Origin of the sequence: Caballeronia udeis (assembly GCF_001544555.2) — a bacterium.
In the GTDB taxonomy this organism is placed as follows: Bacteria; Pseudomonadota; Gammaproteobacteria; order Burkholderiales; family Burkholderiaceae; genus Caballeronia; species Caballeronia udeis.
In genome coordinates this window covers 45,905-63,675 of the sequence record NZ_FCOK02000021.1, presented here as the reverse complement: position 1 = coordinate 63,675, position 17,771 = coordinate 45,905, and the positions used below count along the sequence as shown (strand labels likewise).

Annotated in this window: 15 protein-coding genes and 1 pseudogene; all 16 read left to right on the top strand. The window is 61.9% G+C overall.

Annotated elements, in window-relative coordinates:
• Positions 1 to 106: 106 nt before the first annotated feature.
• The 16 genes and pseudogenes from AWB69_RS16920 (at position 107) to derI (ending at position 17,747) form a co-directional block, all read left to right on the top strand.
• Positions 107 to 1,264 carry an ABC transporter substrate-binding protein gene (locus tag AWB69_RS16920; protein WP_062086831.1) on the top strand — a complete coding sequence of 386 codons (1,158 nt, stop codon included), beginning with the start codon at positions 107 to 109 and terminating at the stop codon, positions 1,262 to 1,264.
• 18 nt (positions 1,265 to 1,282) lie between these two features.
• Positions 1,283 to 2,341 carry a GntR family transcriptional regulator gene (locus AWB69_RS16915; protein WP_062086699.1) on the top strand — a complete coding sequence of 353 codons (1,059 nt, stop codon included), beginning with the start codon at positions 1,283 to 1,285 and terminating at the stop codon, positions 2,339 to 2,341.
• A 1,478-nt stretch (positions 2,342 to 3,819) separates the two neighbouring features.
• On the top strand, positions 3,820 to 4,221 hold the full coding sequence (locus AWB69_RS49400) for a LysR family transcriptional regulator (protein WP_062086695.1): 402 nt from the start codon (positions 3,820 to 3,822) through the stop codon (positions 4,219 to 4,221).
• A pseudogene (locus AWB69_RS49395) lies at positions 4,214 to 4,722 on the top strand (LysR substrate-binding domain-containing protein). Before AWB69_RS49400 ends, AWB69_RS49395 begins: the two are co-directional and overlap by 8 nt.
• A gap of 347 nt (positions 4,723 to 5,069) precedes the next feature.
• Positions 5,070 to 6,047: a sugar-binding transcriptional regulator gene (locus tag AWB69_RS16895; RefSeq protein ID WP_062086691.1), complete on the top strand. Its 978-nt coding sequence runs from the start codon at positions 5,070 to 5,072 to the stop codon at positions 6,045 to 6,047.
• Complete coding sequence (locus tag AWB69_RS16890; RefSeq protein ID WP_082913440.1) at positions 6,044 to 7,687, top strand: FGGY-family carbohydrate kinase; 1,644 nt, start codon at positions 6,044 to 6,046, stop codon at positions 7,685 to 7,687. Before AWB69_RS16895 ends, AWB69_RS16890 begins: the two co-directional genes overlap by 4 nt.
• Complete coding sequence (locus tag AWB69_RS16885; protein WP_062086689.1) at positions 7,684 to 9,195, top strand: glycerol-3-phosphate dehydrogenase; 1,512 nt, start codon at positions 7,684 to 7,686, stop codon at positions 9,193 to 9,195. Before AWB69_RS16890 ends, AWB69_RS16885 begins: the two co-directional genes overlap by 4 nt.
• Positions 9,196 to 9,244: 49 nt before the next feature.
• Positions 9,245 to 10,177: a sugar phosphate isomerase/epimerase family protein gene (locus AWB69_RS16880; protein WP_062086687.1), complete on the top strand. Its 933-nt coding sequence runs from the start codon at positions 9,245 to 9,247 to the stop codon at positions 10,175 to 10,177.
• A 27-nt stretch (positions 10,178 to 10,204) separates the two neighbouring features.
• On the top strand, positions 10,205 to 11,230 hold the full coding sequence (locus AWB69_RS16875; protein ID WP_062086828.1) for a dihydroxyacetone kinase subunit DhaK: 1,026 nt from the start codon (positions 10,205 to 10,207) through the stop codon (positions 11,228 to 11,230).
• Positions 11,214 to 11,858, top strand: coding sequence for a dihydroxyacetone kinase subunit DhaL (gene dhaL, locus AWB69_RS16870; RefSeq protein WP_062086685.1), 645 nt, complete (start codon positions 11,214 to 11,216; stop codon positions 11,856 to 11,858). Before AWB69_RS16875 ends, dhaL begins: the two co-directional genes overlap by 17 nt.
• Before the next feature lie 135 nt (positions 11,859 to 11,993).
• The gene (locus AWB69_RS16865) at positions 11,994 to 12,650 is read left to right on the top strand and encodes a DUF2291 family protein (RefSeq protein WP_231937140.1); all 657 of its coding nucleotides are present in this window, start codon (positions 11,994 to 11,996) and stop codon (positions 12,648 to 12,650) included.
• The gene (locus AWB69_RS16860; RefSeq protein ID WP_062086681.1) at positions 12,647 to 14,197 is read left to right on the top strand and encodes a sugar ABC transporter ATP-binding protein; all 1,551 of its coding nucleotides are present in this window, start codon (positions 12,647 to 12,649) and stop codon (positions 14,195 to 14,197) included. Before AWB69_RS16865 ends, AWB69_RS16860 begins: the two co-directional genes overlap by 4 nt.
• A 26-nt stretch (positions 14,198 to 14,223) precedes the next feature.
• Positions 14,224 to 15,321 carry an ABC transporter permease gene (locus AWB69_RS16855; protein ID WP_062086679.1) on the top strand — a complete coding sequence of 366 codons (1,098 nt, stop codon included), beginning with the start codon at positions 14,224 to 14,226 and terminating at the stop codon, positions 15,319 to 15,321.
• Complete coding sequence (locus AWB69_RS16850) at positions 15,260 to 16,363, top strand: D-ribose ABC transporter substrate-binding protein (RefSeq protein WP_231937139.1); 1,104 nt, start codon at positions 15,260 to 15,262, stop codon at positions 16,361 to 16,363. The genes AWB69_RS16855 and AWB69_RS16850 overlap by 62 nt, the downstream gene beginning before the upstream one ends.
• 128 nt (positions 16,364 to 16,491) lie before the next feature.
• On the top strand, positions 16,492 to 17,253 hold the full coding sequence (locus AWB69_RS16845; protein ID WP_062086675.1) for a triose-phosphate isomerase: 762 nt from the start codon (positions 16,492 to 16,494) through the stop codon (positions 17,251 to 17,253).
• 41 nt (positions 17,254 to 17,294) lie between these two features.
• Positions 17,295 to 17,747 (top strand): D-erythrulose-4-phosphate isomerase, encoded by a 453-nt coding sequence (gene derI, locus AWB69_RS16840; protein ID WP_062086673.1) that lies wholly within the window; start codon positions 17,295 to 17,297, stop codon positions 17,745 to 17,747.
• Positions 17,748 to 17,771 lie beyond the last annotated feature (24 nt).

The following is a 17,771-nucleotide window of genomic DNA, read 5'->3' as shown; positions in this document are numbered from 1 at the left end:
ACTTCATTCGCCGACGCCGCAATCACCACCCCCGGCGCCAGGCGACACACCAGGCGCATCGTCTCGACCGACCCGCGCGCCCGCGGTTCACCGGGGCAAGGTCGAACTGCGTGTACTGGGCACCACGTCCACGCTGCAGGAACACATCCGCAAGCAGGCCGAGGAAGATCTGGGGATCCGGCTGCGTTTCATTGTCGACGACAGCTCGGCCGTGCAGCGTGCCGGCGTGATGCACCCCGAGAGTTACGAAATCTACGACCAGTGGTTTCATAGCATCGATTACCTGTGGCCCGCGCGCGCGCTTCAGCCGATCGACCTCGCGCGAATCAGGCGCTGGCAAGAAGTCAATTCGCTACCGCGCGCGAACAGCCTCGCGCGGCATAAGTGCGCAAGCGCCGGAAGCGTTCCGGTTGACCGCCTTTACGTACAGGCTGACGGATCGCTCGCCCGCAAGGCGTCCGATCGCATCAGCATGCTGCCGCTGACGCACAACGCGGACAGCTTCGTCTATCTCCAGGACGCATTGCCGCCGTCATTAGCGGCGACGCCGGAAAGCTGGGCGTGGCTGCTTGCGCCGGAACTGGCCGGTCGCGTTGCATTGCAGGCGGACGCGGCGATCGGGGCAATCGACGCCGCGCTCGCTGTCGAGGCCAGCGGTCTCATGCAGTTCGCGGACATTGGCAACCTGACGATCGAAGAAATCGACGCGCTGATCTCGACGCTGATCGGCTTCAAGCGGCGCGGCCACTTTGTCGGCTTTTGGTCGACTTTCGCAGACGCTGCGCAACTGATGATCGCCAACAAGGTTGTGATCCAAAGTGTCTGGTCGCCCGCAGCCGTCGAACTTCAGCGTGCCGGTCTGCACTTCCGGCTGGCCAGTCCCAAAGAGGGCTACCGCGCATGGTTCGGAGGGATGTCGCTGTCGCGTGTCGCGCAGGGACGCGTACTCGATGCCGCATATGATTACCTCAACTGGTGGCTCGACGGCTGGGCTGGCGCTGCCATGGCACGACAGGGTTTCTATATCTCCAACTCCGAGCGCTCGCGCGGCTATCTCGACGCCGCGGAATGGGCTTACTGGTACGATGGCAAGCCCGCTGAGTCCGAACTGCCGGGCCCGACCAGCAAGCACCTGATCGCCGCGGGTCAGCAACGCGATGGCGGCAACTATGTGTCGCGCATGGGCCGCATTGCGGTTTGGAACTCGGTGATGGACGAGCACAATTACCTGGTGCGTCGCTGGAATGAATTCAAGCAAGCCTGATGCACAAAAACCTGAAAGATGAAAAGACGCATACGCGCTCCGGTTCCGCTGCCGCCTTCGCTGCCGCTTTCGCTTGCGGAGGCTGCGATTGATGCAGACACCCGACTACGCTACCGCCTGATCCACGACCACCTGAAGAAGGCGATTGCGCTCGGACGCGTGTCTCCTGGACTGGTGTTGGTCGAGGGACCGGTCGCGCAGATTTTCGGCACGAGCCGCGTGCCGGTGCGCAAGGCGTTTGAGATGCTGCATGCTGGCGGGCTGCTGCACACGTTCGAAGGGCGCGGCTACCTGGTCGCACATCCCGACGGTAGCGTGGCGGAGCCGTTACGCGCACCGTTGTCCGAAGTGACGCTCGGCCTGGACGAGGCACCGGTTGCGCTAGCGCTGCCGTCGAACAGCGAGCGAATCTATCACGCTCTCGAAGCGGCGGTGTCGATCGGGATCGCGTTCGGTCATTTCCGCATCGACGAGAGCGTAGCGGCAGAAGCATTTGGCGTGAGTCGCAGTACGGTACGTGAAGCGCTGAACCGACTTCGCGATCTCGGACTGATCGAGAAGTCGGCTTACTCGCACTGGCTTGCTGGTCCGCTGACCGCGCGAGCGGTAGCGCAGGACTATGAACTGCGCATGTTGCTGGAGCCGGCCGCGCTTCGCGCCAGCCAGCCTTTGCTCGCGCATGATGTGCTCACCCATGCGTATGCTGAAATCGAAGGTGCGATCCGCGATCCGGATTCTATCGATGCGGATGGTTTGCAGCGGCTTGAGACCACACTGCACGTCGACTGCCTGCAGTACGCGCATAACAAGAAGCTACTGCGCACGATCGGGCACGCGCACATGCCGCTGACGGTGAATCATGCGTTCCATAATGCCTTCAATCTGCATCCTGACGTGGCGACGCTAACGGAACATCGTGCGATATTGCGGCATCTGCTAGATAACGATGTCGACGCTGCAACTGCAGCGCTAGGTGGACATCTGCGTGCCGCGCAGGAACGCACGCTCAAGCGTTTGAAGGTGCTGGCGGTGTTGCCCGAACCCGATTTGCCGAAGTATATGCAACGGATTGCGTGATTGACCGGTATGGGATTTAATTTCCGTAAACTGCTGTTGATTTACTTGCGATACAAAGGAGATTGCTGCTTGGAATCGCCTGAGGGTGGACCAAGGGATAGGGCTTAGAGGGCGGCTAGACTGGCACGAGCAGCTAATGCGCCGTTTACCGATTCGGCCTGCCAGATGTCCTCTTCCACGCTAGGCTTTGGCAGCGCTGCCGGAGCACTACCGCGTGTTGCAGAAAAATTAGAAAAGACGGCAAATTTTTACATACGTTTGCATCTTGACCATCGTCCTTAAGCGATGCTGGCGCAGCGTTCACTCGGCTATACATAGAGCGTTGCAGGAGATGACAGAGCCCGGGACCGAACGACAGACGCTAGGTGAGCGGACTGCCGGTGATGGTCGAGGCAAGGGTTGTGGTGCAATTCGGATGCATCGGTCTGTTACGCTTAAGCTTTTGATGAGCACGGGCCAATGGGTAAGTTGAAGGACATTGAAATGGTCACCCAGTTGTGAACGTGACGACGCGGACCCTGACTTCAGTTCTGACATTTAACGTGGATTGCGGTCTAAGCTCCTATGAATGGCTGTCGCCGCGATGGCGCCTTCCCCTGACGCGACACTGATTTGATTGAGCGTATTCACAACGTCACCGGCACTCGATCACCCGAAGCATGAGCGAACGCAGCGATTCCTGAGGATGGTTGAAACGCGAACCGAATGAACGTCGTCGAGAAGGCTATTTGCACGCCGGATGCTCCCTCGAGGGTTTTAATGAAATGGACCCGACGCCTCCCATGCGAGGATACTGACGGACGTCAACCTGACGTGTGGCCGCGCCAGGCGCCCGCAGCAGTTGTCTCTTCGCTATCCACGCCCGACAAACGGCATCTTGCCAGCCAGATCGCAGTCCGGCGTCACGGTGAGAGATTGGACATGCGGGAATCTGGACGCCTTTTGCGCACGTTTCCGCAGCAGGTCTGTCACATGCTTGGCTTGAGCGATGAACAGTTCCAGAGCGAAGCATTTTCGCTGACGTTCAATAGCCTGATGAACCATTTCGCGAACCGGTTGGGAATTGAGCCGGCAGATACACTCTCTGCACGAAGGTATGCTCGCCATGGCACACGGGGCATTACGCTGAGGGAGAACAATCGCGAAGGTCCTGCGGCTCAGTGAGACCGTCGACTGTCACAATCCTGAATAGCGTCAAGCAGCATGTTCGTCCGGTCAAGATGAATGTCGCTACACCGGGAACACGATCGGACTTAACCATTGTCGCCGCCTAACCAACGGCCACCGTAGAGACTGCATGACCGATAACCTGCCCGACGATTCGTGGGGCGACGCCTACAGATGCTGGCTCGCTGAACTTAAACAGAGGGTCGAGCGCGCCGCAGGGCCTCGACCGCGGGATTCGGAGCAACAGGAATATATGCTTGGATTTAGCACCATTTCTGATTAATCGGGTGGTGTCTTTATCGAGGCGGCGTATGGACTTCAAACAACTTGAGCATTTTGTGGCGGTCGCCGAAGAGCGCCAATTCACGCGCGCGTCGCGGCGCCTCAATCTCGTTCAGTCGGGGCTGTCGGCGTCAATTCGTTCGCTGGAGGATGACCTTGGCGGCCCGTTGTTCATTCGCAGCACGCGGCGGGTCGACCTGACCCGGGCCGGCGAAGTGCTGTTCGACGAAGCGCGACGAGTGCTCGCAGCCGCGCGCGCCGCGCGCCATGCCGTGACGCAGGTCCATGGACTTGCGCGCGGGAGGCTCAGCATTGGTGCGATTCACAGTCTTGCGCCGTTCGTCGACCTGCCGGCGGCACTAGGGCTGTTCCGGTCCGCGTTCAGCGGGATCGGTATCCAGTTGACGCTCGACGGCTCGCGCGCTGCTTGATCAGGTACTGGAAGGGCGCCTCGATCTCGCATTTACGCAGCCGCCGGATGCGCTGTCCAACGATCTTGCCTCGCGGATGTTCGCGTGCGAAGGAATGGTCGTCGTCTGCGCGACGCGTCATCGGCTTGCGGGCGCGAGCGAGTCATGCTGTCCGATCTCGGCGAAGAGACGTTCGCGGATCTGCGTCCGGACTGGAGCGTGCGGCGGCTTGTCGATCGAAGTTTTGCGGCTGCGAGGCTGCACCGCTCAATCGCCTTCGAGGTCAACGACATGCCGATATTGCTCGAACTCGTTGCGCAGGGTTTAGCGATCGCGATGGTGCCGGATCCATCGCTGCCGAACGCGTTCGAGACACACGTGGCACGCCGATCGCAACGGCGATGTTTCGCGAAACGGGTGAACCCTGTTGGGAGCTTGCGGCCGTCTTCAAGGGCAGCGCGAGCGAGCCGGCCACACCGATCGTGCGGGCGTTCCTTGATCTGCTCAGGTTGCCGGACGTGACGGGTTGATGAACGCCGCACGTCATCGCGCCGTACTAAAAGAAGGTATCGGCACATAGCAAAGCTGGACTGTCTCTGCCGCAATCGGTCAACTCCTCCCCATCAGTTCCGTTGCTGCCGGGAACAAGCGCTCCCTGTCGCCTTGCGTCACGTGCGGCTTCCCCCTTGTGCGTTCGCTGACGCGACACGGAAAGCGGATTACCCGGCGGGCTTCTCGTGAGTTCGGCGGATGGGAGCAAGGGTTATCTCGGATGGCAACGGCGAATCTGCTTGCTATTCTTGGCACAGTTGAAAAAAATTACAGCTTACGAAAAAAAAATCATTTTCAGGTTTTGCAGGTGAAAAGATATGACGAAATCCGCCGACAGGCGTGATGCAGAAGACAGTCTCGCGATCAGGGCGGCGTGGTTGCATTACGCGGCAGGGCAGACGCAGGCTGATGTCGCCACGCGCCTTGGGGTAAGCAACGTCAAGGCGCATCGGCTTATCACACGCGCCAACCAGAGTGGCGCGGTGAAGGTCACGATCGATGGTGACGTGGCGGAATGCGTCGTACTGGAAGCGGAAATTGCCGATCGGTATGGTCTTGCGTATTGCGAGGTGGTTCCGGATCTGCATGAGGCCGGCCTTCCGCTGCGTGCCCTTGGCGTGGCCGGAGCGCACTTTCTGCAACGCGAGATCGCGGCTCGTCAAGGCGGAGTGATCGGCATGGGGCATGGCCGTACGCTGGCGGCCGTCGTGGCTGACATGCCGCGCATGGATGCAGGCAAGGTGCGATTTGTGTCGCTGTTGGGCGGGGTGACGCGCAACTACACGGCGAATCCGTACGACGTGATTCACCGTCTGGCGGAAAAAACGGGCGCCGTGTCCTATGTGCTGCCACTTCCGTTTTTTGCCAATACGGCCGAGGACCGGGAGGTATTGCTGTCGCAGCGCGGCGTGCGGGAGGTGTTCGACCTGGCAGCCCACGCGGACCTGATGATCGTCGGTATCGGGACTGCACAGCCCGACGCGCAGCTCGTTGCGTCGCAAATGATCGAGCCGGCAGAAATTCGTGAGGTGCGCGATCTCGGTGGCCAGGGCGAAGTGCTGGGTCACTTTTTCGATCACGCCGGCAAATCTGTTGAAACATCGTTGGCCGCGCGCACGGTGGCCCCCAATCTCGCTGATCTGACCGGGCGGCGCATCGTCGCCATCGCCGGCGGTGCTGGGAAGGTAGAGGCGATCCGTGCGGTTCTGAACAGCGGCCTCCTCAGCGGGTTGATAACGGATGAGGCCACGGCGCTGGCGCTGAATGACGGAACAATCAACGAGGAGGCCGCGTGAGCGTCCCGTCATTCAGTGCCGGCGCCGGACGCGATCTCCTGGTCGGCATCGACGCCGGCACGTCGGTCATCAAGGCGGTCGCCTTCGATCTGGCAGGGCGGCAGATCGCAGTGGCATCGGTCCCTAACCGCTACACCACGAATGCCGATGGCGCGGCCTTTCAGGCGCTGGACCAGACCTGGGAAGATTGCTCGCAGACGCTGCGCGATCTGGGCGCCAAGGTCGAGGGCCTGGCGCGGCGCACTGCAGCGGTGGCGGTCACGGGGCAGGGCGACGGCACCTGGCTCGTCGGTGCGGGAAACAAGCCCGCGAGCGACGCCTGGCTGTGGTTGGACGCGCGGGCTGCGGACACCGTTCTGCGGCTGCAGGGCAGCTCGGCAAGCCGTGCTCGCTTCGAGGCCACCGGTACCGGGCTTGCGGCGTGCAGTCAGGGCGCGCAGATCGCGCATATGGACACAACGACGCCCGAGGTGCTCGATCGCTCCGAAGTCGCGTTGCATTGCAAGGACTGGCTGTATCTCAATCTCACCGGAGTGCGCGCAACGGATCCGTCGGAGGCGACTTTCACCTATGGCAACTTCCGCACCCGGCGCTATGACGCCTCGGTGATCGAAGCCCTGGGGCTGTCGGCGCGGCGCGGATTGTTACCCGAGATCGTGGACGGCACCGAGGTCACCCATGCGCTTTCGCCTGAAGCTGCGGCGGCAACGGGCCTTTTGGCCGGAACACCGGTGTGCCTGGGATTCGTCGACATCGTGCTGACAGCGTTGGGCGCCGGCATCCACACTGCCTGTGCCGTCGGCGCCACCTGCTCGATCATCGGGTCGACGGGAATGCACATGCGTGCAGTCCAGAACGCCGACGTGTATTTGAATGCCGAGGCCACGGGGTACGTCATCGCCCTGCCAATACCCGGCATGTCGGCGCAGGTGCAGTCGAACATGGCTGCGACCCTGAACGTCGACTGGATCTTGAATCTGGCATGTGACCTGCTCGCGGATTTCGGCACGACGCTTTCGCAAAGTGATCGGGTGAAACGCATCGATGGATGGTTGCAAGCGGGCCGGCCGGGCGCGCACCTTTACCACCCGTATATCTCGGATGCGGGCGAACGCGGGCCGTTCGTCAACGCCAACGCGCGCGCCAACTTCACCGGACTGACAAGCGAAAGCCGTTTCCCGGATTTGTTGCTGGCGGTGGTCGAGGGGCTGGGGATGGCCGCGCGCGACTGTTATGCGGCAATGGGCGGCGCAATGCCCGCAGAGCTGCGCCTGACCGGTGGCGCAACCCGGTCTCGTGCGTTGCGTGCGGTGCTCGGCGCGGTGGTCGGCGCGCCGGTGCGAACGTCCACGCGCGAAGAGGCGGGCGCGGCCGGCGCGGCCATGATGGCGGCAGTAGCGCTTGGCGTTTATCCCGACATGCAGGCGTGCATCGCCGAGTGGGTTACTCCACTGCTGGGGCAGGTCGAGACGCCTGATCCGGACCTGATGCGGACCTACGCGCACGCGTTTCCCGTGTACCAGGAGGCACGACATGCTCTGGAACCCGTGTGGGATGCAATGGCACGGCAGACAAAAGGCAGGGGCCATCCCGGAGCCCTTGCTGTAGCTGCGACAGCCGAACGGAGGGCGGTGAGATGAGCGACAGCCAGATGGTCGACCTGATGGTCATTGGCGGTGGCATTAACGGCGCAGGCATCGCGCGCGATGCCGCGGGCCGTGGGCTGTCGGTGATCCTGTGCGAGAAGGACGATCTGGCGCAGGGCACCTCGTCGCGCTCGGGCAAGCTGGTGCATGGAGGGCTGCGTTATCTTGAGTACTACGAATTCAGGCTCGTGCGTGAGGCGTTGATCGAGCGCGAAGTGCTGCTCAACGCCGCTCCGCATATCATCTGGCCGCTGCGGTTTGTGCTTCCGCACAGTCCGGACGACCGTCCGGCATGGCTGGTAAGGCTGGGGCTGTTTTTATACGATCACCTCGGCGGGCGCAAGAAGTTGCCGGGCACACGGACCCTCGATCTGCGGCGCAGTCCCGAAGGCGCACCGATCAAGGACGAGTACCACAGGGGTTTCGAATATTCTGATTGCTGGGTGGATGACGCTCGCCTCGTGGTGCTCAACGCCGTGGACGCGGCGCAGCTCGGCGCACAGGTGCTCACGCGTACCGCCTGCATCTCGGCACGGCGCGAAGGGGATGCGTGGCGCATCGAGTTGCGCAACACGCGCAACGGTACAACTCGCTTTGTTACCGCCAGGGCGCTGGTCAATGCCGCCGGGCCCTGGGTGGCCGACGTCATCGAGCGCGTGGCGGCAGGCCACTCGACCCGCAAGGTGCGGCTCGTCAAGGGCAGTCATATTGTCACCCCGAAGTTCTGGGACGGCCCGCATTCCTATCTGGTTCAGAATCACGACAAGCGGGTGATTTTCATCAATCCCTACGAAGGGGACAAGGCGCTCATCGGCACCACGGATATCCCCTGGGACGGTGCGCCGGAAAACGTATCGATTGACGAATCAGAAGTCGACTACCTGCTGGCCGCCGTGAACCGGTACTTCCGGCAGCCGCTGCGGCGTCAGGACGTGGTGCAGACCTTCTCCGGCGTGCGCCCGCTGTACGACGATGGGGCAGGCAATCCTTCGGCGGTGACGCGCGACTATGTGTTCGACCTCGACACCGCTGGTGGCGCGCCTCTGCTCAACGTTTTCGGCGGCAAGATCACGACTTTTCGCAAGCTCTCCGAGCACGCGCTCCAACGCCTGCGGCCGACCTTTCCCGACATGGGGCAAGACTGGACGTCCACCGCAACGCTGCCGGGAGGAGAGATCGAAGGAGCTGACGTGCCGCGGTTCATTGCGCGTTTGCAGCGAGAGTATGGCTGGCTGCCGGAGCATCTGATGCTTCATTACGCGCGGACCTACGGTACACGCACGGCGCAGGTGATTGACTCCGCCAACTCGCTTGCCGCTCTCGGCCGGCAATTCGGGCCGAATTTCTACGAGGCCGAAGTGCGCTACCTCATGACGCATGAGTGGGCCGAGACGGCGCCGGACATCCTGACGCGGCGCACCAAGCACGGACTGCACATGAGCGCCGAGCAAACGGCAGCGTTCGGTGCCTGGTTCGACGGCCTCGACAGGAAATCCGCCTGAACCGGGCCGTGATCGATCCGCATACAACACGAGACACGACGAGACGAAAATGGCTTTCACGCTCGCACTCAATACCAATCCACTGGTGAATCGCTTCGCCGAACCGGATGATCTCATCGACGCCATTGCGCACCAGATGAAGATCCGCGACGTGCAGCTCACGCACGAGTTCATCAACCCGTCGTGGCCCGCTGCGCTCACGCGACGTCTCACGCGCCAGATGCGCGCGGCGATGGCGCGCACCGGGGTGCGAATTACATCCGGCATGACCGGTCCCTACGGGCGGCTGAATCACTTCGGCCATCCGGATCCTGACGTGCGGCGTTACTACGTCGACTGGTTCAAGACCTTCGCTGACATCACCGCCGATCTTGGCGGCAATTCGATCGGCACTCAGTTCGCCATCTTTACCTATCGCGACTACGACGATGCCGGCCGGCGCGAGGCGCTGGTCCAGACCGCTATCGACTGCTGGGCCGAGGTGGCCGAGCACGCCAAGGCCGCTGGATTGCAGTATGTGTTCTGGGAGCCCATGTCGGTCGGGCGCGAGTTCGGCGAGACGATCGCCGCGTGCATGGCGCTGCAAAAACGGTTGAGCGCCGCAAACATGGCGGTGCCCATGTGGATGATGGCTGACATCGATCACGGCGACATTACCAGCGCCAACCCTGACGACTTCGACCCCTATGCCTGGGCACGCGCGGTGCCGCGCGTCTCGCCCATCATCCACATCAAGCAGTCGCTGATGGACAAGGGCGGCCACCATCCTTTCACTGCCGAGTTCAATGCGCGCGGCCGCATCCAGCCCGCTGCGCTGATCGAAGCCCTTCACGAAGGCGGCGGGAAGGATAACGAAATATGCCTGGAGCTGTCGTTCAAGGAACGTGAACCGAAGGATCGGCAGGTCGTCGAGCAGATCGCCGAATCGGTGGCGTTCTGGGCTCCGCATTTCGATACCGGCATTTCCGACCTGAATATTTGAAGGGACCAGACTGCTATGCACGGCGCGATGACACAGAAACTGATCAACGACGGCAATGCCGCCGTCGACGAGATGCTGGACGGCGTGATCGCCGCACACGGCGACTTGCTGCAGAGGCATGAGCGTGCACCTCGTGCGATCGTGGCGCGTCACGGACCGCGCCCCGGAAAGGTGGCGCTGGTGATCGGCGGCGGCTCGGGGCACGAGCCAACTTTCCTGGGCTTTGTCGGCAAGGGCTTGGCCGACGCAGCGGCGATCGGCAATGTCTTCGCGTCCCCGCCGCCGCAACCGGCCGTCGATGCGGCACTCGCCACGTATGGAGGCGCCGGGGTGCTGTTCATGTACGGCAACTATGCCGGCGACGTGATGAACTTCGACATGGCTACTGAATTGCTCGAACTGGAGGGCGTAGAGGCGCGCACGGTGGTTACCACCGACGACATCGCCTCCGCGCCTCGCGACAAGCGTGCACAACGGCGCGGGGTGGCGGGCAATGTGTTTATTTTCAAAGCCGCGGGTGCGGCGGCTGACCTGATGATGTCACTGGACGAGGTGGAGCGGGTGGCGCGTCACGCCAACGCCCGCACGTACACGTTGGGCGTGGCGCTCGCGCCCTGTTCGTTGCCGCAGACGCGGCGCGCCAACTTCGAGATCGCAGCGGGCGAGATGGAAATCGGCATGGGCATCCACGGCGAACCGGGGATGCGCCGCGAGGCGCTACGTCCGGCCGATGCCGTGGTTGACGAGATCATGGACGCCATCCTCGCCGAGATGGGCGCGGCGAGGGGAGACCGCGTGGCGGTGCTGGTGAACTCGCTCGGCGCAACGCCGTTGATGGAGTTGTACATCCTGAACCGCCGCGTTGCGCAGCGATTGGCAGAGGCGGGATTGATCGTGCATCGCACCCTGGTCGGGCCGCTGTGCACCTCGCTCGAAATGGCCGGCGCCTCGATCACCTTGATGCATCTCGACGACGAATTGCAGCGCTTGCTGGACCACCCATGCCAGTGCGCGATGTATCAACAGGGGGCTGGCGATGCTGACGACCGGTGACATTGCGCGCTTGTTCCGCCAGCTCGCCGACACCATCGGCGCAGCGCGAGATGAGCTGTGCCGCCTCGACGGTGTGATCGGCGATGCCGACCACGGCATCGCGATGGCGGACGGATTTGCCGCGGCATCCCGTGCGATTGATGCGCTACCTGCGGAAGTTTCGCTCGCCGATCAATTCAATGCCGCGGCCAAGGGGTTCCTGAACGCAGTCGGCGCGTCTTCGGGGCCGCTGTACGCCACCGCGCTCATGCGTGCGGCCAAGGCTGCCGGGGCGCGCGCAGAAATGCCGCTGACCGAAGCGCCGATGCTGATCGTAGCCATGGCCGAAGGCATCCGGTCGCGAGGCAAGGCCGAGCAGGGCGAAAAAACCATGGTCGACGTCTGGACGCCCGCGGCCGCAGCGGCCGAGCAAGGCATGGCGACGGGGTTGTCGATGCCCGAGATCATGGCGCGGGTACGGAGCGCGGCGACATCCGGGGCCGAATTCACCAAATCGATGGTCGCGACCAAGGGACGATCAGCGCGTCTCGGCGAGCGCAGTCTCGGACACATCGATCCGGGGGCGGCGTCCGCGGCGATGGTGCTTAACGTGATCGCTGATGACTGGGGGCAACGTGGTACAGCATGAAATGACAAATCCCGTGCGCGGTCGGGCCGGTCACGCTTTATACGCAGTGGGCGCGGTGAAGGTACTGGTCGAAGCGAGACGATACGGTACGCACGCTTCGCATTTCCGTCAGTCAGGAGTACAGGAGGTGTTCTCGTGAACACAACTACCCCTTCGATGAACAGGCGCTCCCGGCGCAGCGTTCATATAGCAATTGAAGTAGTGCTGCTGGTGATTCTGATCGTGGCGATGGCCCTGAGCACCAAGGTCGTCAAGATCGGGTCGGCAGGCGATACGCAAGTCAAAACCTTCGATCCCGCTGCCTACGGCGAGTCGCAATTTCCAAAGACGCAGGCGGCAATTGAGGGCCGCGCAGTCAGCGCCGACACGCTGGCCGCTGCCATTGCCAAGGACCAGGACGCCGCCGGCAAGCAGTACGGCGTGGCAGGCGGTGGCATCGGGCCTGAAATATCGGTCAAGTTCACCGGTGTTGCGGGTAGCGAAGATGCCGGGATTTATACCGTGAAGGTGCCGAACGTGCCTGACTCGGTGATCATCCGTGTGCAGACCGGCCCGGCGATCAATGGCACTGATTTGCGCGATGCCACCGGCACCATCAGCTTTGAGCAATTCACCAACCAGATCGACTATCAGAACGCCGGATACGCGATCAACACGGCAATGAAAAAGGCCGTCCTGTCGAAGGTCGATACGGCCAAGCTGACGGGCAAGACCATCTCGGTTGTTGGCGTCTTCCAGTTGATCAATCCGAACGGCTGGCTTGTGACGCCGGTGAAACTGGACGTGAAATGACAACCTCGCGCCCAACCCCTCAGACCCAGTCCGCAGCCGGCGAAGTGCTGCTGTCTGCCCGCGACATCGTGAAGTCGTATGGTGGCGTGCATGCGCTGAAAGGTGTCAACTTCGATATCCATCGCGGCAAGGTCACCACCTTGTTCGGAGAAAACGGCGCGGGCAAATCGACTTTGATGAAGATCCTCGCCGGAGTGGAGACGCCAACATCAGGGCATATCGAACTGGATGGTGGACGCGTTGCCTTTGCTTCGTCAAACGATGCACGCGATCACGGTATCTCGATCATCCATCAGGAGCTGAGCCTCGCGCCCAACCTCAGCGTGCGCGACAACATTTTCATGGGACGGGAACTGCGCGGTGCGACCGGCGTTAACTTCGCCGAGGAAGCGCGGCAGGCACGAGCCCTGATGGCTGATCTTGAAGAGGAAATCGACCCGTTGACGCGCGTTCAGGACTTGCGCCTCGGCCAGCAACAGGTGGTGGAAATTGCTCGCGCGCTCTCCGTTCAATCGCGCATCCTCATCATGGACGAGCCGACTTCGGCGCTGAGCGCATCCGAGGTCGAGGTGCTGTTCAGGGTGATCCGAGACCTGACCAGTCGCGGCGTATCGATTGTCTACATCTCGCATCATCTGGAAGAGGCACTGCAAATCACCGACTACGCCGTGGTGTTGCGCGACGGCAGGATCACCGCAACCGCCGAAGCCCGCGATATCGACCTCGCGTGGATCGTGCGCAACATGGTGGGAGAGAACTTCGATCTTGGCTCGCCTCCGACAGGCTACGCGTTCGGCAACGCAGCACTGGCCATTGAAGATGTCAGCGTTGCCGACGACACGGGAGCGGGTATTTCAGTGGTCGATCATCTGTCGCTCGAAGTGCGTGCCGGCGAGATCGTGTGCATCTACGGACTGATGGGGGCGGGGCGTACTGAACTGCTTGAGGCTGTCGCCGGCCGCTTTTCGGTGACCGGCGGCAAGGTCCTTCTGGAAGGCGAGGACATTGCTTCCCTGAGTATCGCCCAGCGTATCGACCGTGGCCTTGTGCTGGTGCCGGAGGATCGCCAGCGCGACGGGCTGGTGCAAACGATGAACGTCGGCACCAACCTGTCTCTCGCGAGCATTGGCACCTTCATCAGGGGGTTGCTGCTCTCTTTTCCCCGCGAGCGGGCGCTCGTCGATCAGTCGATCCGAAACGTTCACGTCAAGACGGCGGGCCCGGGCGCACCTATCGGCTCCTTGTCGGGCGGCAACCAGCAAAAGGTCGTGATCGGCAAGATGCTCGCCACCCGCCCCAAAGTCATTCTGCTCGACGAGCCCAGCCGCGGCATTGACATCGGCGCCAAGGCCGAGGTCTTTCGCCTGCTCAGCGAGAGCGCCGCAAAGGGCCTGGCAGTTGTGTTTTCCACGTCGGAAGTGGGTGAATGCCTGAGCATCGCGCATCGCATTGTCGTCATGCGCCGGGGCAAGATATCTGCAGAATTCGGCGCCGATGCCACCAAAGACCAGATCATGGCCGCCTCCGGCGAAGCCGTAGTGATCTGATCATAGAAATGCATGGAGACTTGAACATGAACGACTCCGCCAAACCTTCCACGTCAACCCGCGCCAGCCGGTTCGGCGACGGTTTCGACCTCGGCAAGATGCTGCTCGAAGGACGTGCATTCTTTGCGCTGATCGTGATCATCATCGTATTTTCGTTTCTCTCGCCGTATTACTTCGCGATCGAAAACTTCCTCACGATGGCCTCGCATGTGGCTATCTACGGCATCCTCGCGATCGGCATGCTGCTGGTGATCATCAACGGCGGAATCGACCTGTCGGTGGGATCCACCCTCGGCCTGTCCGGGGTGGTCGCGGGGTTCTTCCTGCAGGGTGTGACCCTGAACCTGTTTGGCGTCGTGCTGTATCCGGCGGTCTGGGTCGTGGTGGTGCTGTGCTGTCTGCTTGGCGCCTTCATCGGCCTGGTCAACGGCGTGCTCATCGCGCGGTTCAAAGTGCCTGCCTTCGTCGCCACGCTCGGGGTGATGTATGTGGTGCGCGGACTTGCTCTCCTGATGACCAACGGCCTGACCTACAACAACCTGGGCGGCCACGCGGATCTGGGCAACGTTGGATTCAACGGGCTCGGCTTCGATCGCCTGTTCAATGTCCCGGTCGGCGTGCTGATCCTGGCGGTCATCGGAGTGCTAGGCAGCATCATGCTCAGCCGCACGGCCTTCGGTCGCTGGCTCTATGCCTCTGGCGGCAACGAGCGCGCGGCCCAGCTCTCCGGCGTTCCGGTGAAAAGAGTGCAGATCAGCGTGTATATGCTCTCGGGAGTCTGTGCCGCCATCGCCGGGTTGATCCTGTCCTCTCAGCTTACGTCCGCAGGTCCGACGGCCGGCACGACCTATGAACTGACGGCCATCGCGGCTGTTGTCATCGGAGGCGCGTCACTGATGGGCGGCACCGGCAACATTCGCGGAACCCTGCTCGGGGCATTCGTGATCGGTTTCCTGTCCGACGGTCTGGTGATCATCGGCATCTCTTCTTACTGGCAAACGGTGTTCACCGGCGCGGTCATCGTGCTCGCGGTGTTGCTCAACGCCATTCAATATCGCCGCCGTGTCAAGCGTCCTGCGCCGACCGCCGGCCAACCCACTTCTCCACAAGGCGGCAAGGCTTGAGCCGCGCCACCGGCCCTTGAGAAGAATGTCTTATTTATCTTATCCCGACGCCATCGCTAATCAAAAAAGGAGACTTACCATGACAACCAAAAGAAGAACCCTGAGGACCTTGTCACTCGCCGCCGTTGCCATCGCCGCGCCTCTGTTCGCAGGGCAAGCTCATGCGGCGGGGGGGCTCGTGACCATCATCGTCAACGATCCCTCGAACCCCTACTGGCTCACAGAAGGTAACGTTGCCGCTGCCGAGGCGAAACGGCTGGGATATACCGCGAACGTCGCGGCTTCGAAGGGCGATACCAACGCCGAGAGCCAACTGATCGACACCGCCATCACCAACAAATCGGTCGCGATAATTCTTGATCCGGCGAATGCCAGCGGGTCCGTCGGCGCAGTGAAAAAGGCGGTGGCCGCCAACATTCCGGTTTTCCTCGTCAATGCCGAGATCAACCAGGAGGGCCTGGCCAAGGCGCAGCTCGTTTCCAACAACGCACAGGGTGCGGCACTGGGAGCGCAGCAGTGGGTGAAGGACGTCGGATCGAAGGGCAATTACGTCGAACTGCTCGGCTCGCCGTCCGACAACAACGCCGCCACGCGTTCCAACGGCTATACGTCGGTGCTTAGCCAATATCCGGATCTGAAGAAGGTCGGATCGCAAGTGGCCGACTGGGATCGCACCAAGGGTTTCAACGCAATGCAGAGCCTGTTGCAAGCGCACCCGGACATCATTGGCGTGATCAGCGGCAACGACGAAATGGCGCTTGGCGGGATTGCCGCGCTCAAGCAGGCGGGCAAACTCTCGAGCATCAAGGTGGGTGGTTTTGACGGGTCGCCAACGGCGGTTGCTGCGGTCAAGGCCGGTGAGTTGCAATACACGGTGCTGCAACCGGTTGCGACGTTTTCCGTCAAGGCGGTGCAGGAGGCCGATCAGTTCCTGAAGACTGGCAAGACGGGTGCCAAGACTGAAAAGCAGCTGTTCGATTGCGTCCTTATCACCAAGGCCAACGTGGATAAGTACACCTCCGCATTTACCCTTTCGAAGTGATGCTACGACTCGAAGCCGCAGGGCGCCAAATGGCACCTGCGGTTTTTCACCTGCGCGTCGGGTAGCACGACCCGCTCCGGCGCGGCGCGCAGCAGTTCCAGTTCGTGCGTCCGATTGACGACAACATCATGACTCATTCCCCTTTCTGGATCGGTACCAGCTGGAAAATGAACAAGACCCTGGCGGAGGCGCGCGCTTTTGCCGAAGGTCTGCTCACCAGCACCGCCGACCCGCGGATGCAACGCTTCGTGATTCCGCCCTTCACCGCGATTCGCGAGGTTAAGGCAATACTCGCGGATACCACGGTGAAGGTTGGCGCGCAGAACATGCACTGGGCTGATCGCGGTGCCTGGACAGGAGAAATATCACCGCCGATGCTGGTCGATTGCGCAATGGATCTGGTCGAACTCGGCCACTCCGAGCGTCGTGAACATTTTGGTGAAACTGATGAGACGGTGGGACGGAAGGTCGAGGCGGCGGTGCGCCACGGATTGACGCCGCTGATCTGCATTGGCGAGACCCTCGCTGATCGCGAAGGCGGGCGCGCCGCTGAAGTCCTGGCTGCCGAAGTACGCGGTGCGTTGGCTGGATTGCGGCCGGCACAGCACAACGCCCCGATCCTGCTCGCGTATGAACCGGTCTGGGCCATCGGCGAGCACGGCATACCCGCCAGCGCGGACTATGCCGATGCTCGCCAGGCAGAGATCATTGCGGTTGCGCAAGACATTCTCGGGCGCCGCGTACCGTGCCTTTACGGCGGCTCCGTCAACCCCGGCAATTGCGCCGAACTCGCCGCCTGCGCACACATCGATGGGCTGTTCATCGGGCGCTCTGCGTGGGACGTCACTGGATATCTGGACATACTGGAGCGCGTCAGGGCAGTCCTCTGACGCGCCCCCATGCGTGAAGCTTCAACCTGAAGGAGGTCATCATGAAACTTGCAGTTGCTGGAGATAGTGCAGGGGCGGGACTGGCCCATGTGTTGGCTGAATATCTCAAGGATCGCTTCGATGTTTCCGAAGTCTCGACCAACGAATCAGATCCGCAGGAGTTCTATGCAAATTTGTCCGACCGTGTGGCGTCGGGCGTACTGCGAGGGGATTACGACCGCGCTATCCTGGTCTGCGGCACAGGGATCGGCGTCAGCATCTCGGCCAACAAGATACCCGGAATCCGCGCTGCGTTGTGCCACGATACCTACTCCGCGGAACGTGCGGCGTTGTCGAACAATGCGCAGATCATCACGATGGGTTCGCGGGTGATCGGGACCGAGGTGGCCAAGACTATCGCTGACGCCTTCCTGGCGCAGACTTTCGACGAGAACGGCCGAAGCGCGGGTAATGTGGCGGCGATCAACGAGGTTGATTCCAAATACCATCGGTAGGCATCGGCGGGCGGAGGCAAGCCG